Source organism: Nocardiopsis sp. TSRI0078, from assembly GCF_001905145.1.
Classification (GTDB): Bacteria; Actinomycetota; Actinomycetes; order Streptosporangiales; family Streptosporangiaceae; genus Nocardiopsis.
Genome location: NZ_LWLB01000006.1, coordinates 1 through 17,784, shown reverse-complemented (window position 1 = coordinate 17,784; position 17,784 = coordinate 1). Strand labels below are relative to the sequence as shown.

Genomic DNA, 17,784 nt, shown 5'->3' with positions numbered 1-17,784 from the left:
CCCCGGGCGGGCCCCTCGTCCCCGGGACCACGTCCTCAGGGCGAGTGCAGCCGCAGGACCGCGTGCTCGGCCCAGTCCGGCGGACGCGTCAGCCGGGAGACCAGCATCATCGTCGCGAAGGCCAGCGGGATGGTCCAGGCGGCGGGCTGGGCCAGCAGTACCGACGTCCATCCCCCCGCGGTGGGGAGCAGCATCGACCATCCCACCGCGCCGGTCGCGGTCACCGTGCCCACGACCAGCCCCGAGGCCGCTCCGGGCAGCGTCAGCCTCCGCCACCAGATCCCCAGGACCAGCAGCGGGCTGAACGTGGAGGCCGCCACCGTGAACGCCCACACCACCAGCACGTTGATGTCGGTCATCTGCGCGGGCAGCGCCAGCAGCACGGCCACGCACGCCCCCACGGCCACCGCCAGGCGCAGCCGCGGCACGCTTCCCTGGAACAGGTCGTGCGACAGTCCGCCCGCCAGGGCCAGCAGCAGTCCGGAGGAGGTGGACAGGAACGCGCCGAACGCGCCCGCCGCCACCAGCGCCGCCAGCACCGCGCCCACCGTTCCCGGTACCGCCTGCTCGGGCAGCACCACCGCCACCGTGTCGGTGCCCTGCAGCAGCACCAGGTGCGGTGTGAGCACCCGGCCCAGCAGGCCGTACACCGCCGGGAAGAGGTAGAACATCCCCAGCAGGGCGATCACCCCCACCGCCACCCTGCGCGCGGTCCGCGCCGTGGGGCTCGTGTGGAAGCGCATGATGACGTGCGGCAGGCCCATGCAGCCGAGCGTGATCGCCAGCAGGGCGGACCACGTCTCGAACAACGGGTAGCCGCCCACGTCCAGCAGCGGCGTGCTCCACCGCTCACCGCCCAGCTCCGGCAGCCCCTCCGGCCGCGGGATGGTCGCCCCCTCGGGGAAGACGTACTCGGTGCCCGCGTCCGCGATGTGCTCACCGGCGGCGAGTTCCACCTCCCCGCCGTCCGGGACGGTCACCGTCACCGGCTCGTCCAGGCTGAACCGGGTTCCCACGGTGAACTCCACCGGGGTCGCCTCGGGAAAGTGGGTGCCCCGCTCCGGGGTCAGCGCCTCCGAGCGGGTGTGCGGGCTGGAGTGCACCACCAGGTAGATCGCGGGGACGGCGAGGAAGACCAGCTTGACGACGTAGTGGAAGGCCTGCACGTAGGTCGCCGACCTCATGCCGCCCGCGGCGATCGACCCGCTCACCACCAGCCCGGCGAGCAGCACCCCCACCCAGTACGGCGTGCCGCTGACCAGAGCCAGCACCACACCGGCGCCCTTGAACTGGGGCACCAGGTACAGCAGCATGATCACCAGCACCACGCATCCGCACAGCTTGCGCAGGCGCGGCGCGCCCAGCCGGTACTCGGCGAAGTCGGGCACGGTGAAAGCGCCCGACCGGCGCATCGGCCCGGCCACCAGCGCCACCACCGCCACGTAGCCCGCGGCGAAACCCACCGCGTACCACATGGTGCCCAGGCCGTTCTTGAGCACCAGCCCGGCCAGGCCCAGCACGGAGGCGGCCGACAGGTACTCCCCCGCGATCGCCATCGCGTTCCAGGTGGGGGACACCCGCCGCGAGGCCACGAGGAAGTCCGAGGTCGAGCGGGCCGCGCGTACCCCGTAGACACCGATGACCAGGCTGGTGACCACGACCAGCCCGATCGCCAGGACCGAGATCACCGCTTCTGCTCCCCGCTCCCGGAGCCCGGGCGCTCCCGCTCGGCCCGCTCCTCGATGCGCTCGGCCGAGCGCACGTGCCACAGGGCCAGCGCGAACAGCAGGGGGTAGGCCGCCACCATCAGCAGCAGCCACGACAGGGGGACCCCGCCCGCCCGGATCTGCCCGAGCACGGGAAAGGCCGCGAACGCGCCGCTCATCCCGAACAGCAGCACCGACAGCAGTGCCACCGTGCGCGCGGCCGTCCGTCGCTGGGCGCGGAAGAGCCTGCGCGCCGCCTCGGTGTCCACCGGCTCCGGTATCGGCAGCAGGTGCTGCGCGGGCCGGTTGCCCCGGGCCAGCGCGATCCGGGTCTGCGGGCTGGTCAGCTTCTCCCGGCGCGGACTCATGGCGCCTGCCGGGAGGACTGCTCTCCCTCACCGTCACGGGGCCGGGACGCGGGGGGACCCTGCGCGTTCGCGGACCGGCCGAGCTGGTCGCGGCGGGCCGCCTCCAGCAGCTGCGCGCGCAGGTGGCGGCCGTGGCGGCGGCTCACCGGCACGTCCCCGGCCGGGGTGCCCGCCACCAGGCCGGAGGAGGAGGTCACCCGCAGGTCCCGCACCCACGGGATCGCGATGAGGTATCCCCGGTGGACCCGGACGAACCCCGCCGAGGCCCACACCTCCTCCAGGTACGACAGCGACAGGCGGATCAGGTGGCTGCCGTCGGCGGTGTGCAGCCGCACGTAGTCGCCCTGGGCCTCCACGAACTGCACGTCGTCGCGCTTGACGAACACCGTGCGCCTGCCCGTGTCGATCTGCACCACGTGCAGGTCCTCGGCGGGCGGGGCGTCGCCGCTGGGGCGGCGCAGCTGGGCGATGCGGCCCACGGCCTCGGCCAGGCGCTCGGGGCGGATGGGCTTGAGCAGGTAGTCCACGGCGCCGATGCCGAACGCCTCCACGGCGTGGGTCTCGGAGGCGGTCACGAACACGATGGACGGCGGCTCCGACAGCACGCTCAGCACCCTGGCCACGTCCATGCCGTCCAGGCCGGGCATGAGGATGTCCAGGAACGCCGCGTCGATCGTGGTGGTCCCCAGCAGCCGCACCGCCGTGGCGCCGTTGTCGGCCACGAGGACCTCCGCCACCTCGGGCATGTCTCCGAGCAGGGACGCCATCTCCTGGCGGGTGGACGCCTCGTCCTCGACCACCAGCACCCGCAGTTCGGGTTTCACTGCGCCACCACCCCCCTGGTGAATCTGGGTACGCGCACGGTCACCTTCGTTCCCTCGCCGAGCGCGGTCTCGATCACCAGACCGTACTCGGGTCCGTAGACCGCGCGCAGCCTCTGGTCCACGTTGGCCAGGCCGACGCTGCGCGACTCCGGCCCCGTGCCGGCCAACAGGGAGCGGGCCAGGTCGGGGTGCATGCCGACCCCGTCGTCCTCGATCTCGATCACGCACAGCGGCCCCTCGCCGAAGCCCGAGACGCTGATGTGGCCGCGGCCCTCCTTGCGCTCCAGGCCGTGCCGGATCGCGTTCTCCACGATCGGCTGCACCACCAGGAAGGGGATGGCCACCGGCAGTACCTCCGGCGCCATCCGCACGGTGATGTCCAGGCGGTCGTGGAAGCGGGCCCTTTGCAGTTCGAGGTAGGTCTGCGTGGCCTCCAGCTCCTCGGAGAGCGTCGCGTAGTCGCCCTTCTCCGAGAAGCCGTAGCGCAGGTAGTCGGCGAAGTCCGACAGCAGGTGGCGGGCGCGGTCGGGGTCGGTGCGCACCAGCGCGGCGATCACCGCCAGGGCGTTGTGCATGAAGTGCGGGGAGATCTGCGCCCGGAGCGTGCGCAGGTCGGCGGCGGCGATGCGCGCGCGTGCCCGGCGCAGCGCCGCGTGGTCCAGGCAGTCCGACACCAGCGCGGCGGCCGCCTCCACGTCGGCCTCCACGGGGTCGCCCGACGCCACCAGCGCGCCGGCCAGCTCGTCGTCCACGGTCAGGGGGACCGCGCACACCGAGGTCCCGTCGGCCAGGCGGGCGCGGGCGTTGCTGCCGTACTCGAAGACCTGGGCGAGCAGCCCCTCGGACTCCTGCGGGTCGGGCTGCCTGCCGTCCACGGCGACCGGACCGTCCAGATCGGCGAGCACGACGCCGTCCACGGCCAGGAGCCGGCGCAGCCGCCGGGCGGCCGAGGGCACCTTCCTGCCGTGCAGCCCGTCCTGGAGGTCGATGCCCAGGGAGTGGACCTGGCGCATCAACTCGACGCTCGCCCGCTGCGCCGACGACGCTGGGCGGCGCCGGGAGGGGGACATCCGCGACAGCCACCGATATGACACGGAACGACCCTATCCCAGCAGCCTGTGTCGACGCTCACGTGGTGTGGGTCACCTTTCCAGTCGTGATGCGGGGGAGTGTCCGCTCCCCGGCCGGGGCGCAAAGGGGCCGGGCCCGTCAGCCGGGAGGGATGACGGGCCCGGTGAGGGGCTCGGGGCGGTGGCCGCGCCGGGAGCGGAAGTGCCCTCCCGGGTGAGTGGGCCACCGATGGCCGCCCCGAGCTCATGGTGCCTGGGGCCTGTTCTTCGAACCGGATCTCAGCCCATGAGGGGTGTTCGGGCGCCCGCGGGGCTGCCGTGGGCACCGAGGGTTCCCGCTCTTCGGGCGCCCGAACACGGACCGAAGCGAAGCGGAGGTCCTGAAGAACACCGCCTAGTGCTTGGCCGCCTTCTCTGCGCCGGCACCGGTCAGGGCGCGGACCTGGAGCATCGCGAACTTGTCGAAGTCGCGCTCCTTGGACATCAGCGTGCCGACGACCGCGCACAGGAGGCTGATCGGCACCGACACCAGGGCCGGGTTGGGCAGCGGGAACCAGGCGAAGTCCGCGTTCGGGATGAGCGCGGTCTCCCTGCCGGAGACCACCGGCGAGAAGAACACCAGGCCCACGGCGCTGATCAGGCCGCCGTAGATGCCGGCGAGGGCGCCGGCGGTGTTGAACCTCTTCCAGAACAGGCTGAGCAGCAGGGTCGGCAGGTTGGCCGAGGCGGCGATCGCGAACGCCAGCGCGACCAGGAAGGCCACGTTGAGGTTCTGGGCGAACACGGCCAGGACGATCGCGACCACGCCCACGCCCAGGGCGGCGAGCCGTGCGACCTTGACCTCCTCGGCGCCCGTGGCCCTGCCCTTGCGCAGGACCGAGTTGTAGAAGTCGTGCGCGATGGAGGACGAGGAGGCGATGACCAGGCCCGCCACGGTGGACAGGATGGCCGCGAAGGCCGCGGAGGCGATGAGCGCGAGCAGGACCGAGCCCGCCAGTTCGCCGCCGATGGTCTCGCCGACGGCCTGGGCCAGCTGCGGGGCGGCCGTGTTGCCCGCCGCGTTCTGGGCCGTGATGGCCTCGTGGCCGACGATGGCCGCCGCGCCGAAGCCCAGCACCAGGGTCATCAGGTAGAAGGTGCCGATGAGGCCGATGCCCCAGTTGACCGACTTACGGGCGCTCTGGGAGTCGGGGACGGTGTAGAAGCGGATGAGGATGTGGGGCAGGCCGGCCGTGCCCAGCACCAGGGCCATGCCCAAGCTGATGAGGTCCAGCTTGTTCCACATGGTCTGCACCGGGTCGCCCGCGACCTCCACGCCGTAGCGCAGGCCGGGCTCCAGGAAGCCCTCCTGGCCGCTGGCGCTGGCGGCGTCGCTCATCAGGGCGCCGAGGTTGAACCCGTACAGCGACAGGGTCAGCAGCGTGAGCAGCGCGGCGCCGGCCATGAGGATGACGGCCTTGATGATCTGCACCCAGGTGGTGCCCTTCATGCCGCCGAAGGTCACGTAGACCGTCATCAGCAGGCCGATGACCACGATACCGACGATCTTGGCGGTGGGGGCGTCCATGCCGAGGAAGGTCTGGCCGGGCTGGATGCCCAGCAGCAGGGCGATGAGCGCGCCCGCGCCGACCATCTGCGCCAGCAGGTAGAAGATCGACACCACGAGCGTGGAGACCGAGGCCGCGGTCCGGACCGGGCGCTGCTGCATCCGGTAGGACAGCACGTCGCCCATGGTGTAGCGGCCGGAGTTGCGCAGCAGCTCCGCGACGAGCAGGAGGGCGACCAACCAGGCGACGAGGAACCCGATGGAGTACAGGAAGCCGTCGTAGCCGAACAGGGAGATCATGCCGGCGATGCCCAGGAAGGACGCGGCCGACATGTAGTCGCTGCCGATGGCCAGGCCGTTCTGGAGCGGGGAGAAGCCGCGGCCGCCCGAGTGGAAGTCGGTCGCGGAGCGGGTGTTGCGGCTGGCCCAGACGGTGACGCCGAGCGTGGCCGCGATCATGAGGACGAAGAGGACGATGGTGACGATACGGCTGCTGTCGCTGACCGTCCCGACCGCTTCCTGTGCGAGCATCATCGGCCGCCCTCCTTGTCCGTCGCTCCGTGGTGGAGCTCGTCGCGCAGCTCGACCGCCTGCGAGTCGAGCTTGCGGCGGGCGTAGTTCGTGTACACGACGGCGATCCCGAAGGTGGAGACGAACTGCAGGATGCCGAAGAGCAGCGCGACGTTGACGCTGCCGAAGAGCACGACGCCCATGAGGTCGCGGCCGAACGCGGACATCAGCACGTAGAGCAGGTACCACGCCATGAAGGCGATGCTCATGGGGAAGACGAAGGCGTAGAGGCGCTTCTTGAGCTCGACGAAGCGCGGGTCGCTGTGCATCGCGACGTAGTCCTCACGCGCGATGGGCGTCTCATCTCCTCCGTTGCCACCGGGGGGTGGTGTCGGGTCCTTCGTGGGTCTGTCTGGTGACATGGAAACCTCCGGGGGGATCGGCGGGCAGCCGGTGAAGACGATGTTTCGCCGGTGTGACGTGCGTTACTCGGCACTGTAAGGAGGGGCACTCCGTCACAGGAGGGGGTGCGTGTCCACGCGCGCCGAACGCGGAGGAGGAGCGTCAAACGGTCGCCCAGCGCTCGGTGAGCGGTCGGACGGAGCGGTGAACGGTCGCCGAGCGGTTCCCCCGCTGGTGCCCGGGCCCGCCGCCGGGGCACAGGTCCGTACCGCCGACGGCCGGTGGGGAGGGCCTCACGCCACCCCGGAAGGCACGGCCGCCGCGGGCCGTTGTACCTTGCGCAGCATCACCGCCCGCGCGGCCGGGCCGCGCGGGCGCGATCCGTGAGACCCCGGACGAGGTGCGCCGTACCCGGTGACGACAAGACGGCGCGTTGTCGCACACACGTCATGTGGAGGTACGGATCATGGCCTGGATCGTCCTGGTGATCTCGGGGTTCCTGGAGACCGCGTGGGCGACCGCGCTCAGCGCGTCCCAGGGCTTCACACGCCTGTGGCCGTCGGTGGCCTTCGGGGCCACCCTGGTGATGAGCATGGCCGGCTTGGCCTACGCGCTGCGCACCATCCCCGTCGGGACCGGCTACGCGGTCTGGGTGGCGATCGGCGCCGTCGGCACCGCCCTGGTGGGCATGTTCTTCCTCGGTGAGGGGTTCAGCGTGCCCAAGGCGCTGTGCCTGCTGCTCATCGTCGCGGGCGTCGTCGGGCTCAAGCTCCTGCACTGACCCCGCGGCCGGGCCGGGGACGGCCCCGGGCCCCGGACCGGGAGCCGACGGCGGGCGGCCCCGGCGGAGGGGGTTCCGCCGGGGCCGCGACGCGGATTCCCTCCGCCTCGGCGCGGGGGTGCTCCGCCGGAGCCCGAGGTCATCTGTGTACTCGTGTCCTCAGCTCGTCGTCGTCATCGGGCTGCGCCCCGGCGGCGTCCTCGGCCCCGCCGGAGGGCTCGGCGGCGACCCCGGCGACCCCGGCGGCCTCGGCGGCCTTGACGGCCGCGGTCCTGCGGCTGCTGACCAGGCTGGTCACCGTCGTGATGGCGAGCGTGGCGATGATGACGAGCAGCGAGGTCAGGGTGCCGATCTCCGGCACGTGCCAGTCGGTGGTCTCGTGCAGGGCGTGCAGGACCAGCTTCAGGCCGATGAAGCCCAGGATCACGGCCAGGCCCTTGTTGAGGTGGACGAGCTTCGTCAGCAGGCCGCCGATGAGGAAGTAGAGCTGGCGCAGGCCCATCAGGGCGAAGGCGTTGGCCGTGAAGACCAGGTAGGGCTCCTGCGTGATGCCGAAGATGGCGGGGATGGAGTCGAGGGCGAACAGGATGTCGGTGAGCCCGACGGCGATCATCACCAGCAGCATCGGCGTGACCACGCGCCTGCCGTCCAGCCGCACGGTCAGCTTCGCCTCGTGGTACTTGTCGGTGGTCGGCAGCAGGCGCCGCACCAGCCGCACCGCCGCGTTCTCCTTGTACTCCTCGTCGTCGTCGCCCGAGTCGGCGATCAGCTTCCACGCCGTGAACAGCAGGAACGCACCGAACAGGAAGAAGACGCCGGCGAAGGCGTTCACCACCGCGGCGCCCAGGGCGATGAAGAGGCCGCGGAACAGCAGCGCGAGCGCGATCCCCACCAGGAGGACCCTCTGGCGGTGCTTGGGCGGGACCGCGAACGACCCCAGGATCAGGATGAAGACGAACAGGTTGTCGACGCTCATCGAGTACTCGACGATCCAGCCGGTGAAGAAGTCCAGGCTCTGGGCCGGGGTGCTGAGGAAGCCGAGCCCGACACCGAAGACGACGGCGAGGGAGACGTAGACGCCGATCCAGGCCGCGGCCTCCCGCATCGACGGCTCATGGGGTCTTCGAGCGATGATGACGAAGTCGACCGCGATCACGGCCAGCAGGGTCGTGATGGTGACGGCCCAGACCCAGGGGTGAATGTCCACGTTCTCTTGCTCCAGGTGCTCGTTCGGGCACGGTGGTGCCCGCGGAGCGGCGGTCGGGCCGCTCCGCAGGCGTCACCGCGGTGGTCAGGGGGAGGTGTGGGGGGACTTGCGGCGGGGATGCTGGGGCCCGCGCCGCCGGTTGAGGTGGTCCGCGTGTTCCATGTAGCGCTCGACGAGTGCCGCGGCCACGGGGTTGTGACCGCGGATGCGCAGCAGCCAGCGCGGTGCGATCCGCTCGTGCAACCACAGGAACCCGATGGTGAACCCGAAGCTCAGCATGGCTTGCAGCGCAAGAAAGGACAGTAGCGGCTCACCCAGCACGGTGTCGCTTCCGACCGCCTGCGCCACGGCGTAGGAGTCGAGGAGGCGGACGAGGGGGAACCCCACGAGCCAGTACAGGGCCAGGGGGGCCACCGCGCCGATGGAGAAGACGCCGCGTGCCAGCAGCACACAGTATCCGCCGCCCAGGAGTGCGACGGGTCCTCCCAGCGCGACCGCGAGGGTGAGGGTGACCCCCAGGGGGAGCCCCGCCAGCACGCCGACGCCCGCGGCGAACAGTCCCGCCACCGGACCGATCGCCGCGCCTGGTACGGCGACCTCCACGTGGTCGAGGAGGGGCCTCCCCGCGGGGAGGGTGTCCGGGGCTCCCATCAGTCGATCACGACCCCGAAGGCGAACAGCGAGTAGAACAGGGCGCCGAGGTAGAACACCGCGGCGAAGCCGATGATGAGGTTGGAGAGGATCCCCGGCCGGATCGGCTTGGGCAGCGTGATGTTGTTGACCAGCAGCAGCACCACGCAGTAGGCGCCCATCGCGAACGCCGACAGGAAGGCCAGCACGTCCAGGATCGCCGCCGGTCCGTCGGCCGGGCCGAAGAGCAGGATGCAGATGCCGAAGATGATCAGGCCCCAGAGGAACATGGCGTACAGCTTCGACATGCCGACCTTCTTGGCGCCCGGCACGAAGTTGAAGGTCATGTCGGCCTGGCCGCGTGAGAAGGAGTCGAACAGCCCCAGCGTGGCGTTGAGCCCGATGAGCGCGATGAAGCAGAAGAACACCGTGCCCAGGACCGGGCTGCCGGCCGCCGAGAAGGAGGCCGCCATGGCGTCCAGGGCGGCGTTGCGGTCGCCCTCGCGGAGCAGCTGGGTCACGTTCGGGTCGAAGCGTGCCGCGGACTGGGCCAGCACGGTGAAGGAGATCGTCACCAGCATCGTGATGCCCCAGAACAGGACCAGGGCGTCGAAGGAGACCCAGCGCCGCCAGCCCCTCCACTTCTCCATCTCCTCGGCGTCGGAGGTGTCGAACATGAAGCCGCGCGAGGGCATGGTCTCCTGCTCGTCGGCGTGCCTCAGACCGCGGATCTTGGGGATGTGCGAGCCCATGCCCGCGCCCTTGTCGCGCAGGTGCAGGGTGTACCACATCTGCTGCATGCCGGATGGTCCGGCGAAGGCGATGGACCCGACGATCACGGGGAACCAGAGCGCCGTCGTGGCCTCGGCCGGGAGGTAGCCGAACGCGAACATCCCGGTGAGGGTGGAGGTCAGGTCGGACAGGTTGCCCACGATCGCCGCGATCACCGCGCTGCCGACCACCAGCAGGCCGATACAGATCGACAGCACGTTCTCGAGCAGGTTGTAGATGACCTTCGCGAACGTGAAGACCACGCCGACGAGGAGCATCCCCGTCACCGCCGTCAACTGCCAGGGGATCCCGGTCACCCTCTCGAACGCCGAGGCGCCCGCCGACAGGTGGCCCGGCCAGATGTAGACCAGCATCGCCGTGACGAAGAAGAACCACATGAGCGGCTTGAAGACGCGGGCCGCCCCGTAGAAGATGCTCTCCCCGGTGGCCATCGCGTAGCGGGACATCTCCAGCATGACCACGGCCTGCAGGGTGACGCCGACCAGGAAGAGCCACCGGATCTCGGGGCCGAACACCAGCACCAGCCTCGGCCACATGTAGGACTCGCCCATGCCCACTCCGAGGGCGACGAGGAACACGGTGGGGCCGAGGATGTGGATCGAGGGGGGCGCCTTGGGCAGGCGCCGGATGGGCATCGGCTCCAGCCGGCCCGCCTTCCAGAAGCGCTCCTCCTCATGGGGCGCGCTCCCGGCGGTGTCCGCCGCGGAGGTCGGGGGGTTCGGGGGATTCGTGTCCGCCTCGGGGGGAGGCGCCTGCCGTTGTGCGGGGATGTGGGGACGTCGGGTGCCGGAGCCGGTCGAGGCCGCGGTGTCACCGCTTTCGGGGTGCGAGGAATCCATGGGTGGAACTCCCTGTGTGGGATGTGCGGATGCGAGATCGGTTGTTCGCATGGCGCCCCCGGGTGGTGCTGGCACCTTCCTCTCTGCTCGGCGCGGACGAGGGGTCACTGCGGCGCGGCGCGTGGCTGCCGTCGCGGTGGCTGCCCCCGACGGCCCTGTGGCGGCGGCTCCGGGCCGTCGGGTTCGTGGTGTGCGGGAAAAGGGGAACGGCCTGGCCGGAGCCCGTGCTCCGACCAGGCGCCCGGTCAGAGTACTCCGGCGGAGCGGGCCCAGCGGTACTTGGCGCCCAGGACCTTCACGGGCATCTCGGTGGTGTAGGGATAGGCGACGATCCCGTGGTCGAAGAGCCTCTGGCTGGCGGCCTCGACCTCGGTGTCGCCCGAGAGCGAGGCGACGACCGGCTTGTCGATCCCGGCGGCCCTGGCCTTGCTCACCACGTCGATCACCACGTCGGCGAAGACCAGCGGCGGGGTGACGATCGTGTGCCAGTAGCCCAGGACCAGGGAGTGGACCCGGGGGTCCTCCAGACCCAGCCGGATGGTCTTCTCGTAGGTGGAGGGCGGCTCGCCCCCGGTGATGTCCACCGGGTTCCCGGCGGCGCCGAAGGGCGGGATGAAGGCGCGGAAGGCCTCGTCGAGGTCCGGCGGGATCTCGTACAGCGACATGCCGTTGTCCACCACGGCGTCCGACAGCAGCACTCCGGACCCGCCGGCGCCGGTGATGATGACGACGTTCTCACCGGTCGGTGCGGGCAGGACCGGCAGGGCGCGGCCGTACTCCAGCAGTTCGGTCAGGCCGGGCGCGCGGACCACGCCCGCCTGGCGCAGGACGTCGTCGTAGACCTTGTCGTCGCCCGCGAGCGCGCCGGTGTGCGACCCGGCCGCACGCGCCCCGGCCGAGGTACGCCCGGCCTTGAGCACCACCACGGGCTTCTTGGGAACGACCTCGCGGGCGGCGGCGACGAACGCGCGGCCGTCCTTGAGGTCCTCCAGGTGCATCGCGATCGCGTTGGTGTTCTCGTCCTGCCCGAAGAAGGTGAGCAGGTCGTCCTCGTCGATGTCGGCCTTGTTGCCCACTCCCACGATCGCCGACACACCCGTGCGGGTGCTGCGGCTGTATCCCAGGATCGCCATGCCGATACCGCCGGACTGGGACGTGAGGGCGGTCCCGCCCGCCACGTCGTAGGGCGTGCAGAAGGTCGCCGACAGTTTCCGCGGCGTGTAGTAGTAGCCGTAGATGTTGGGGCCGAGCAGGCGGACGCCGTGCCGCCGGGCCACGGCGAGCACCTCGTCCTGGAGCTCCTGCTCGCCGGTCTCGGCGAAGCCGGAGGGGATGAGGATCGCGCCCGCCACGCCCTTGCGCCCGGCCTCCTCCAGCGCGCCCGCCACGAACTTGGCGGGGATGGCGAAGACCGCGACGTCCACGTCGCCGGGCACGTCGGTGATCGAGGCGTGGGAGGCGCGCCCGTAGACCTCCGCGGCCTTGGGGTTGACCGGGTGGACCTCGCCCTCGTACCCGCCGTCCACGATGTTCTTGATGACGGAGTTGCCGATCTTGCCCGCCTCGTTGGAGGCGCCGATGATCGCGATGGAGCGCGGCTTGAAGATGCGCTCCATGGAGGCCAGGATCTCCTCCCGGGAGAACGTGCGGGGCCCCTCGGCCGGCGAGAAGTCGAGGACGAAGCGCAGGTCCGCGGCGATCGCCCCGGAGGCGGAGGCGAACACCGGGTTCAGGTCCGCCTCGGCGATCTCGGGGAAGTCCGAGACCAGGTCGGACAGGCGGACCAGGAGGTCGGCCAGGGCGCCCTTGTCCACGGCCTCGCTCCCGCGCACCCCGGACAGCACCTCGGCCGCCCGGATGTCGTCGACCTGGGCGAGGGCCTCCTCGCGGGTGAGCGGCGCGAGCCGGAAGGCGACGTCCTTGAGGACCTCCACGAGGATCCCGCCGAGACCGAACACCACCACCTTGCCGAACGTGGGATCGGTCGTGGCACCGACGAGCACCTCCACTCCGCCGCCGACCATCTGCTGGATCTGGACGCCGTCGATCCGGGCGTCCGGGTCGTGGGCGCGGGCGTTGGCGGTGATGCGCTCGAAGGCGGCGGCGACCGCGTCGGCGCTGTCCAGGCCGATCTCCACGCCTCCGGCGTCGGTCTTGTGCAGGATGTCGGGGGAGACGATCTTGGCCGCCACGGGCAGGCCCAGCTCCGCCGCGAGGGCGGCGGCCTCCTCGGCGCTGTGGGCCAGCGCCTCGCCGGGCACGGGGATGCCGTAGGCCTCGGCGAGGACGCGGCCCTCGGGGGCGGTGAGCGCGGTCCGGCCCTCGGCCCTGGCGCGGTCGAGTACCTCGCGGACCGAGGCACGGTCGCGGTCGGAACGTTCGGGGGTGTAGACGGCCATACCTTCAGATCACTCCGTTCGATGCGAGTTCGGCCAGTTCCTCGGGGGACAGGCCCAGCTCGGAGCCGTAGACGTCGGCGTTGTGCTCACCGAGCAGCGGGGAGCGCACGACCTCCACCGCCGAGTCCGAGAGCCGGATGGGGGAGGCCACGGTGTGGTAGGTGCCGCGCTCGGGGTGCTCGACCGCGGTGACGACCCCGTTCTCGCGCAGGGTGGAGTCCTCGATGATCTCCCGGGTGGACATGATCGGCCCGCAGGGGATGTTGTGCTCGTTCAGCGCGGCCAGGACGTCCCACTTGGGCAGTTCCTGTGACCACTCCTCGATCAGGGAGAAGGCCTTGTCGAGCTTGTCCAGCCGGGCCTCGGGGGTCGCCCACTCGGGGTCGTCGGCCAGTTCGGGATGGCCGATCAGCCGGGCGATGGGGGCCCAGCCGGCGGGCTGGATGATGACGTAGACGTAGTCGTTCGGGCCACCGGGGGCCGTGCGCACGGCCCAGCCGGGCTGGCCGCCGCCGGAGGCGTTGCCCGAGCGGGGGACCTCGTCGCCGAACTCGTCGTTGGGGTACTCCGAGAGGGGGCCGTGCGCCAGCCGCTGCTGGTCGCGCAGCTTGACGCGGCACAGGTTGAGCACCGAGTCCTGCATGGCGACCTGGACCCGCTGGCCGCGGCCGGTGCCGACGCGCTGGTACAGGGCGGCGAGGATGCCGGCCACCGTGTGTATCCCGGTGCCCGAGTCGCCGATCTGCGCCCCCGTGGCCAGCGGGGGGCCGTCCTCGAACCCGGTGGTGCTCATCGAGCCGCCCATGGCCTGGGCGATCACCTCGTAGGCCTTGAAGTCGGCGTAGGCGCCCGGCCCGAAGCCCTTGATCGAGGCGTAGACGAGGCGGGGGTTGGTCTCGGACAGCACCTCCCAGGTGAAGCCCATCCGGTCCAGCGCCCCGGGTGCGAAGTTCTCCACCAGCACGTCGCTGCGGCGCACCAGGTCCAGGAAGATCCGCTTGCCCTCGGGGCTCTTGGTGTTCAGGGTGATGCTGCGCTTGTTGGAGTTGAGCATCGTGAAGTAGAGGCTGTCCACGTCCGGCTTGTCCCGGAGCTGGCGCCGGGTGATGTCCCCGGAGGGAGCCTCCAGCTTGACGACGTCCGCGCCCATCCACGCGAGGATCTGTGTCGCGGACGGTCCGGACTGGACGTGGGTCATGTCCAGGACGCGGATTCCGTCGAGTGCCTTGCCCATGACTCTCCTTCCGGGCTACTTGTACATCGTCTGGTTCATGGTCCCCGGGGCGTACACCTCGGGGTCGATCCAGACGTTGATCAGTGAGGGCTTTCCGGACTCGCGGGCGCGGCGCAGGGCCGGGGCGATCCCGGCCGGGTCCCGGACCTCCTCCCCGTAGCCGCCGAGCATCCGGGCGAACTCCGAGTAGCGCACGTCCCCGAGGGTGTTGCCGATCTCTCCGCGGTCGGCGCCGTACTTGGCGATCTGGCCGTAGCGGATCTGGTTCATCGAGGAGTTGTTGCCGATGATCCCGACGAAGGGCAGGTCGAACCGGACGAGGGTCTCGAAGTCCCAGCCGGTCAGGCTGAACGCGCCGTCGCCGAACAGGGCGACGACCTCCTTGTCGGGCCGTGCGTGCTTGGCGGCCATCACGAACGGGACGCCGACGCCGAGCGTGCCGAGCGGCCCCGGGTCCATCCAGTGGCCCGGCGCCTTGGGCTGGACCACCTGGCCGGAGAAGGTGACGACGTCGCCGCCGTCGCCGACGTAGATGGAGTCCTCGGTGAGGAACTGGTTGATCTCGTTGACCAGGCGGTAGGGGTGGATCGGCGTGGAGTCGGAGGTGAGCAGGTGGGCGCGCTTGTCGAGCGCCGCCTGCTCCTGGTTGCGCAGCTCCTCCAGCCAGGCCTTGCGGCCCTGCGCCCCTGTGTCGCCGTAGCCCGAGACGGCCTGCAGGACCGAGGACAGGACCACGTCGGCGTCGCCGACGATCCCCAGGTCGATGTCCCGGTTCTTGCCGACGGTGGCGTAGTTGAGGTCGATCTGCACCACGGTGGCCGTGGGGGAGAGGCGCTTGCCGTAGCCCATCCGGAAGTCGAAGGGCGTGCCGACGATGATGATCAGGTCGGAGTTGGTGAAGGCGTAGCGCCGGGAGAGCTGGAAGTGGTGGGGGTCGCCCGGAGGCAGGGTGCCCCGGCCCGCGCCGTTCATGTAGGCGGGGATGGTGAGGGAGCGGACCAGGTCCGTGGCCGACTCGGTGGCCCGGGTCGTCCACACCTGGTTGCCGAGCAGGATGCTGGGCCGCTCCGAGCGCACGATCAGCTCGGCCAGCCGCTCGATGTCGGCGGGGTCGCCCGCCTGGCGGGTGCTGGCGCGGTAGCGGCCCGCGGCCGGGATGCGCGCCTTCTCCAGCGGTACCGAGGCGTCCAGCACGTCGCGCGGGATCTCCAGGAAGGACGGGCCGGGCGCGCCGCTGTTGGCCTCGCGGAAGGCCATCGAGACCAGGTCGGCCACCCGCTCGGTGTGCGGCACGGTGGCCGCGAACTTGGAGATCGGGTTGATCATGTCGACGTGCGGCAGGTCCTGGAGGGAGCCCATCTTGTGCTGGCTGAGGGCGCCCTGGCCCCCGATGACCAGCATCGGGCTCTCCGCGCGGTAGGCGTTGGCGATGCCGGTGACCGCGTCCGTGGTCCCGGGGCCCGCGGTCACCACGGCGCATCCGGGTTTGCCGGTGATCCGGGCGTAGCCGTCCGCGGCGTGTGCGGCGACCTGCTCGTGGCGGACGTCGATCACGTCGATGCCCTCGTCCGCGCAGCCGTCGTAGATGTCGATGATGTGTCCGCCGCAGAGCGTGAAGATGGTGTCGACGCCTTCGGCCTTGAGCGCCTTGGCCACCAGGTGGCCGCCGGAGATCGTGGTCGTGTCGCTGCTGGGTTCGGTGCTTGCCTTCTCGGCCATCGGTGCGACGACCCCTTTCGTGCGGGTTCCGGGATACGGTGGGTCTTTGTTGGTGGGATACTGTATACCGTGTACGTCACATTGGAGCACGGCGCGGTGCCGCTGTCCAGACCCTCGTTCGCCGGGGAAGGGTCCGGACCGGCAGGGGGCGGCGCAGCCGGGCCGCCAGGACGGACGCCACCGCGGGCAGGACGCCCGCCGCGGCCAGGAAGGCGGCATGGGTGCCGACGGGGGCCAGGGACAGGACCGCCGCGGCCCCGCCCACCCCCAGCAGCCCGCCGACCGCCTTGGACCCGTGGACGAGGCTCTGGAGGCCCGGGGCGCTCTGCGACCCGAAGTGCCCCTCGGTGATCGCCCGGGTGAGCGGATAGCAGGAGCCGGTGCCCGCGCCGACCACCAGGGACAGGAGGACGAGCAGCTGCACCGGGCCGGCGGGGGCCGCGGCGGCCAGCGCGGCCAGCCCGAGGGCGGTCGCGGCCATCAGCAGCGCGAGGGTCCGCCGCCTCCCCGTCCGCTCGGCGGCGGCGCTCGCGGCCAGTCTCCCCAGGCCGCTGGCCAGGGCGAGGGCCGTGACCGCGGCGGCGACCTCCGAGGGGGATCGGCCGAGGCCGAGCAGGACCGTCGGCAGGGCGGCGAGCGTGAACAGGGCACTTGTGCCGGACAGCGCCACCACCGCGTGCAGGGCGGGCAGCGAGCGTCCGCTCGCCCAGGCCTGGCCCATGCTGAAGTCCCCTGCGGCCGGAGGATCGGCGCGCCTGCGCAGCGCGCTCGCGCACGGGTCGCTGCCCGGCGGCCACCACCGCTCCGGGGCTCCGCGCTGGCCCGCGCCGCCCGCCACGCCCAGGGCGGCCACCACCGCGGCGAGGGCGGTGGAGGCCGACGGGAGCACGTCGGGGGAGAGCCCCAGCGCGGCGGCGGGCAGCAGGGGGACCGCGCCCAGGGCGAAGGCGCCGCCCACGACGCCGAGGCGTACGGTGTGCCGGTCCGGGAACCAGCCGCCGACCAGGTCGGCGCAGGAGTGGTAGACCAGCCCGGCCCCCGCGCCGCCGAGGACGCCGTAGCCCAGTACCGCGGCGACCGGGCTCGCCAGGTGGCCGAGTGAGAACAGGGCGGCGCCGCACAGGAGGGCTCCCGCGCAGATCGCGGGGCCCGGCCCCAGCAGCCCCCGGGCCCGGAGCCAGCGCGGCGCGGGCGCGAGGGAGCCCTGGACCAGGGCCCAGACGAGGAACGGCGCGAGCGCCTGGGCGGGAGACCAGCCGTGCGCCCCGACCAGGGCGGGTACGGCGGCTCCGTAGCCGAACTGGAGCACGCCGACCGCCGCGACGGCGACGAGGGCGCGGATGAGGAGGACGGACCGGGGCAGCCCGGTCAGTTCCCGGGCGGTGGGGCCGACGGTGTACCTCCGGCCCCGCCAGTCACGGACGTCTGTGGGGGTGTGGTGTCGTGTTGGCTCCTGGGGCATGGCGACACCTCCTTGTATGCAGTATGCAAAGCGCGCCTCGCCTTGTGAAGGGGTGTGCGGGCACAAGCGACCGAAGGAGCGGGTATTGCATACTGCATACAGTATGGCGTATCACTGGAAAGGGGCGAGCGAAGCAGGATGAGGAGGAGTGGTGGATCTCTACGAGTACGAGGCCAAACAGATCTTCGGTGAGTACGGTGTCCCCCTCGTCGAGGGCGAGGTCGCCAACACCCCGGAGCAGGTCCGCCTGGCGGCGGGCCGGATCGGCCGGAAGGTCGTCGTCAAGGCGCAGGTC

The 17,784-nt window shown here is 71.4% G+C and carries 15 protein-coding genes and 1 riboswitch; of the genes, 2 read left to right on the top strand and 13 right to left on the bottom strand.

Annotated elements, in window-relative coordinates:
• Nucleotides 1-35: 35 nt before the first annotated feature.
• The 6 genes from A6A08_RS07360 to A6A08_RS07335 form a co-directional block, all read right to left on the bottom strand.
• Nucleotides 36-1,688, bottom strand: a complete 1,653-nt coding sequence (locus tag A6A08_RS07360; protein ID WP_073701790.1) for a cation acetate symporter — start codon at nt 1,686-1,688, stop codon at nt 36-38.
• Nucleotides 1,685-2,074: a hypothetical protein gene (locus A6A08_RS07355; protein ID WP_073701789.1), complete on the bottom strand. Its 390-nt coding sequence runs from the start codon at nt 2,072-2,074 to the stop codon at nt 1,685-1,687. Before A6A08_RS07355 ends, A6A08_RS07360 begins: the two co-directional genes overlap by 4 nt.
• Nucleotides 2,071-2,898, bottom strand: a complete 828-nt coding sequence (locus A6A08_RS07350; RefSeq protein WP_073701788.1) for a LytTR family DNA-binding domain-containing protein — start codon at nt 2,896-2,898, stop codon at nt 2,071-2,073. Before A6A08_RS07350 ends, A6A08_RS07355 begins: the two co-directional genes overlap by 4 nt.
• Nucleotides 2,895-3,911: a sensor histidine kinase gene (locus tag A6A08_RS07345; protein WP_073701787.1), complete on the bottom strand. Its 1,017-nt coding sequence runs from the start codon at nt 3,909-3,911 to the stop codon at nt 2,895-2,897. The genes A6A08_RS07350 and A6A08_RS07345 overlap by 4 nt, the downstream gene beginning before the upstream one ends.
• Nucleotides 3,912-4,362: 451 nt before the next feature.
• Nucleotides 4,363-6,048 (bottom strand): cation acetate symporter, encoded by a 1,686-nt coding sequence (locus A6A08_RS07340; protein ID WP_073701786.1) that lies wholly within the window; start codon nt 6,046-6,048, stop codon nt 4,363-4,365.
• The gene (locus tag A6A08_RS07335; RefSeq protein WP_073701785.1) at nt 6,045-6,446 is read right to left on the bottom strand and encodes a DUF485 domain-containing protein; all 402 of its coding nucleotides are present in this window, start codon (nt 6,444-6,446) and stop codon (nt 6,045-6,047) included. The genes A6A08_RS07340 and A6A08_RS07335 overlap by 4 nt, the downstream gene beginning before the upstream one ends.
• Before the next feature lie 350 nt (nt 6,447-6,796).
• Nucleotides 6,797-6,861, top strand: a riboswitch (guanidine-III (ykkC-III) riboswitch).
• A gap of 31 nt (nt 6,862-6,892) precedes the next feature.
• Here A6A08_RS07335 and A6A08_RS07330 point away from each other — a divergent pair.
• Nucleotides 6,893-7,207, top strand: a complete 315-nt coding sequence (locus A6A08_RS07330; RefSeq protein WP_073701784.1) for a multidrug efflux SMR transporter — start codon at nt 6,893-6,895, stop codon at nt 7,205-7,207.
• A gap of 139 nt (nt 7,208-7,346) precedes the next feature.
• Here the strand turns inward: A6A08_RS07330 and A6A08_RS07325 are convergent, their stop codons facing one another.
• The 7 genes from A6A08_RS07325 to A6A08_RS07295 form a co-directional block, all read right to left on the bottom strand.
• Nucleotides 7,347-8,414: a TerC family protein gene (locus A6A08_RS07325; protein WP_073701783.1), complete on the bottom strand. Its 1,068-nt coding sequence runs from the start codon at nt 8,412-8,414 to the stop codon at nt 7,347-7,349.
• 84 nt (nt 8,415-8,498) lie between these two features.
• A complete protein-coding gene (locus A6A08_RS07320; RefSeq protein ID WP_073701782.1) occupies nt 8,499-9,065 on the bottom strand; it encodes a hypothetical protein in 567 nt (188 codons plus the stop codon).
• On the bottom strand, nt 9,065-10,675 hold the full coding sequence (locus A6A08_RS07315) for an Nramp family divalent metal transporter (protein ID WP_073701781.1): 1,611 nt from the start codon (nt 10,673-10,675) through the stop codon (nt 9,065-9,067). Before A6A08_RS07315 ends, A6A08_RS07320 begins: the two co-directional genes overlap by 1 nt.
• Nucleotides 10,676-10,920: 245 nt before the next feature.
• Entirely contained in the window at nt 10,921-13,074 is a 2,154-nt protein-coding gene (locus A6A08_RS07310; protein WP_073701780.1) for an acetate--CoA ligase family protein, read from the bottom strand.
• 4 nt (nt 13,075-13,078) lie between these two features.
• Nucleotides 13,079-14,308: a formyl-CoA transferase gene (gene frc / locus A6A08_RS07305; RefSeq protein WP_073701779.1), complete on the bottom strand. Its 1,230-nt coding sequence runs from the start codon at nt 14,306-14,308 to the stop codon at nt 13,079-13,081.
• 15 nt (nt 14,309-14,323) lie between these two features.
• On the bottom strand, nt 14,324-16,027 hold the full coding sequence (locus tag A6A08_RS07300; protein ID WP_073701778.1) for a thiamine pyrophosphate-binding protein: 1,704 nt from the start codon (nt 16,025-16,027) through the stop codon (nt 14,324-14,326).
• A 76-nt stretch (nt 16,028-16,103) separates the two neighbouring features.
• Nucleotides 16,104-17,489, bottom strand: a complete 1,386-nt coding sequence (locus tag A6A08_RS07295) for an MFS transporter (RefSeq protein ID WP_073701777.1) — start codon at nt 17,487-17,489, stop codon at nt 16,104-16,106.
• 148 nt (nt 17,490-17,637) lie between these two features.
• Between A6A08_RS07295 and A6A08_RS07290 the strand changes: the two genes are divergently transcribed.
• Nucleotides 17,638-17,784 (top strand): ATP-grasp domain-containing protein (locus A6A08_RS07290; RefSeq protein WP_338013118.1); only part of this gene is annotated, 147 nt, incomplete at its 3' end.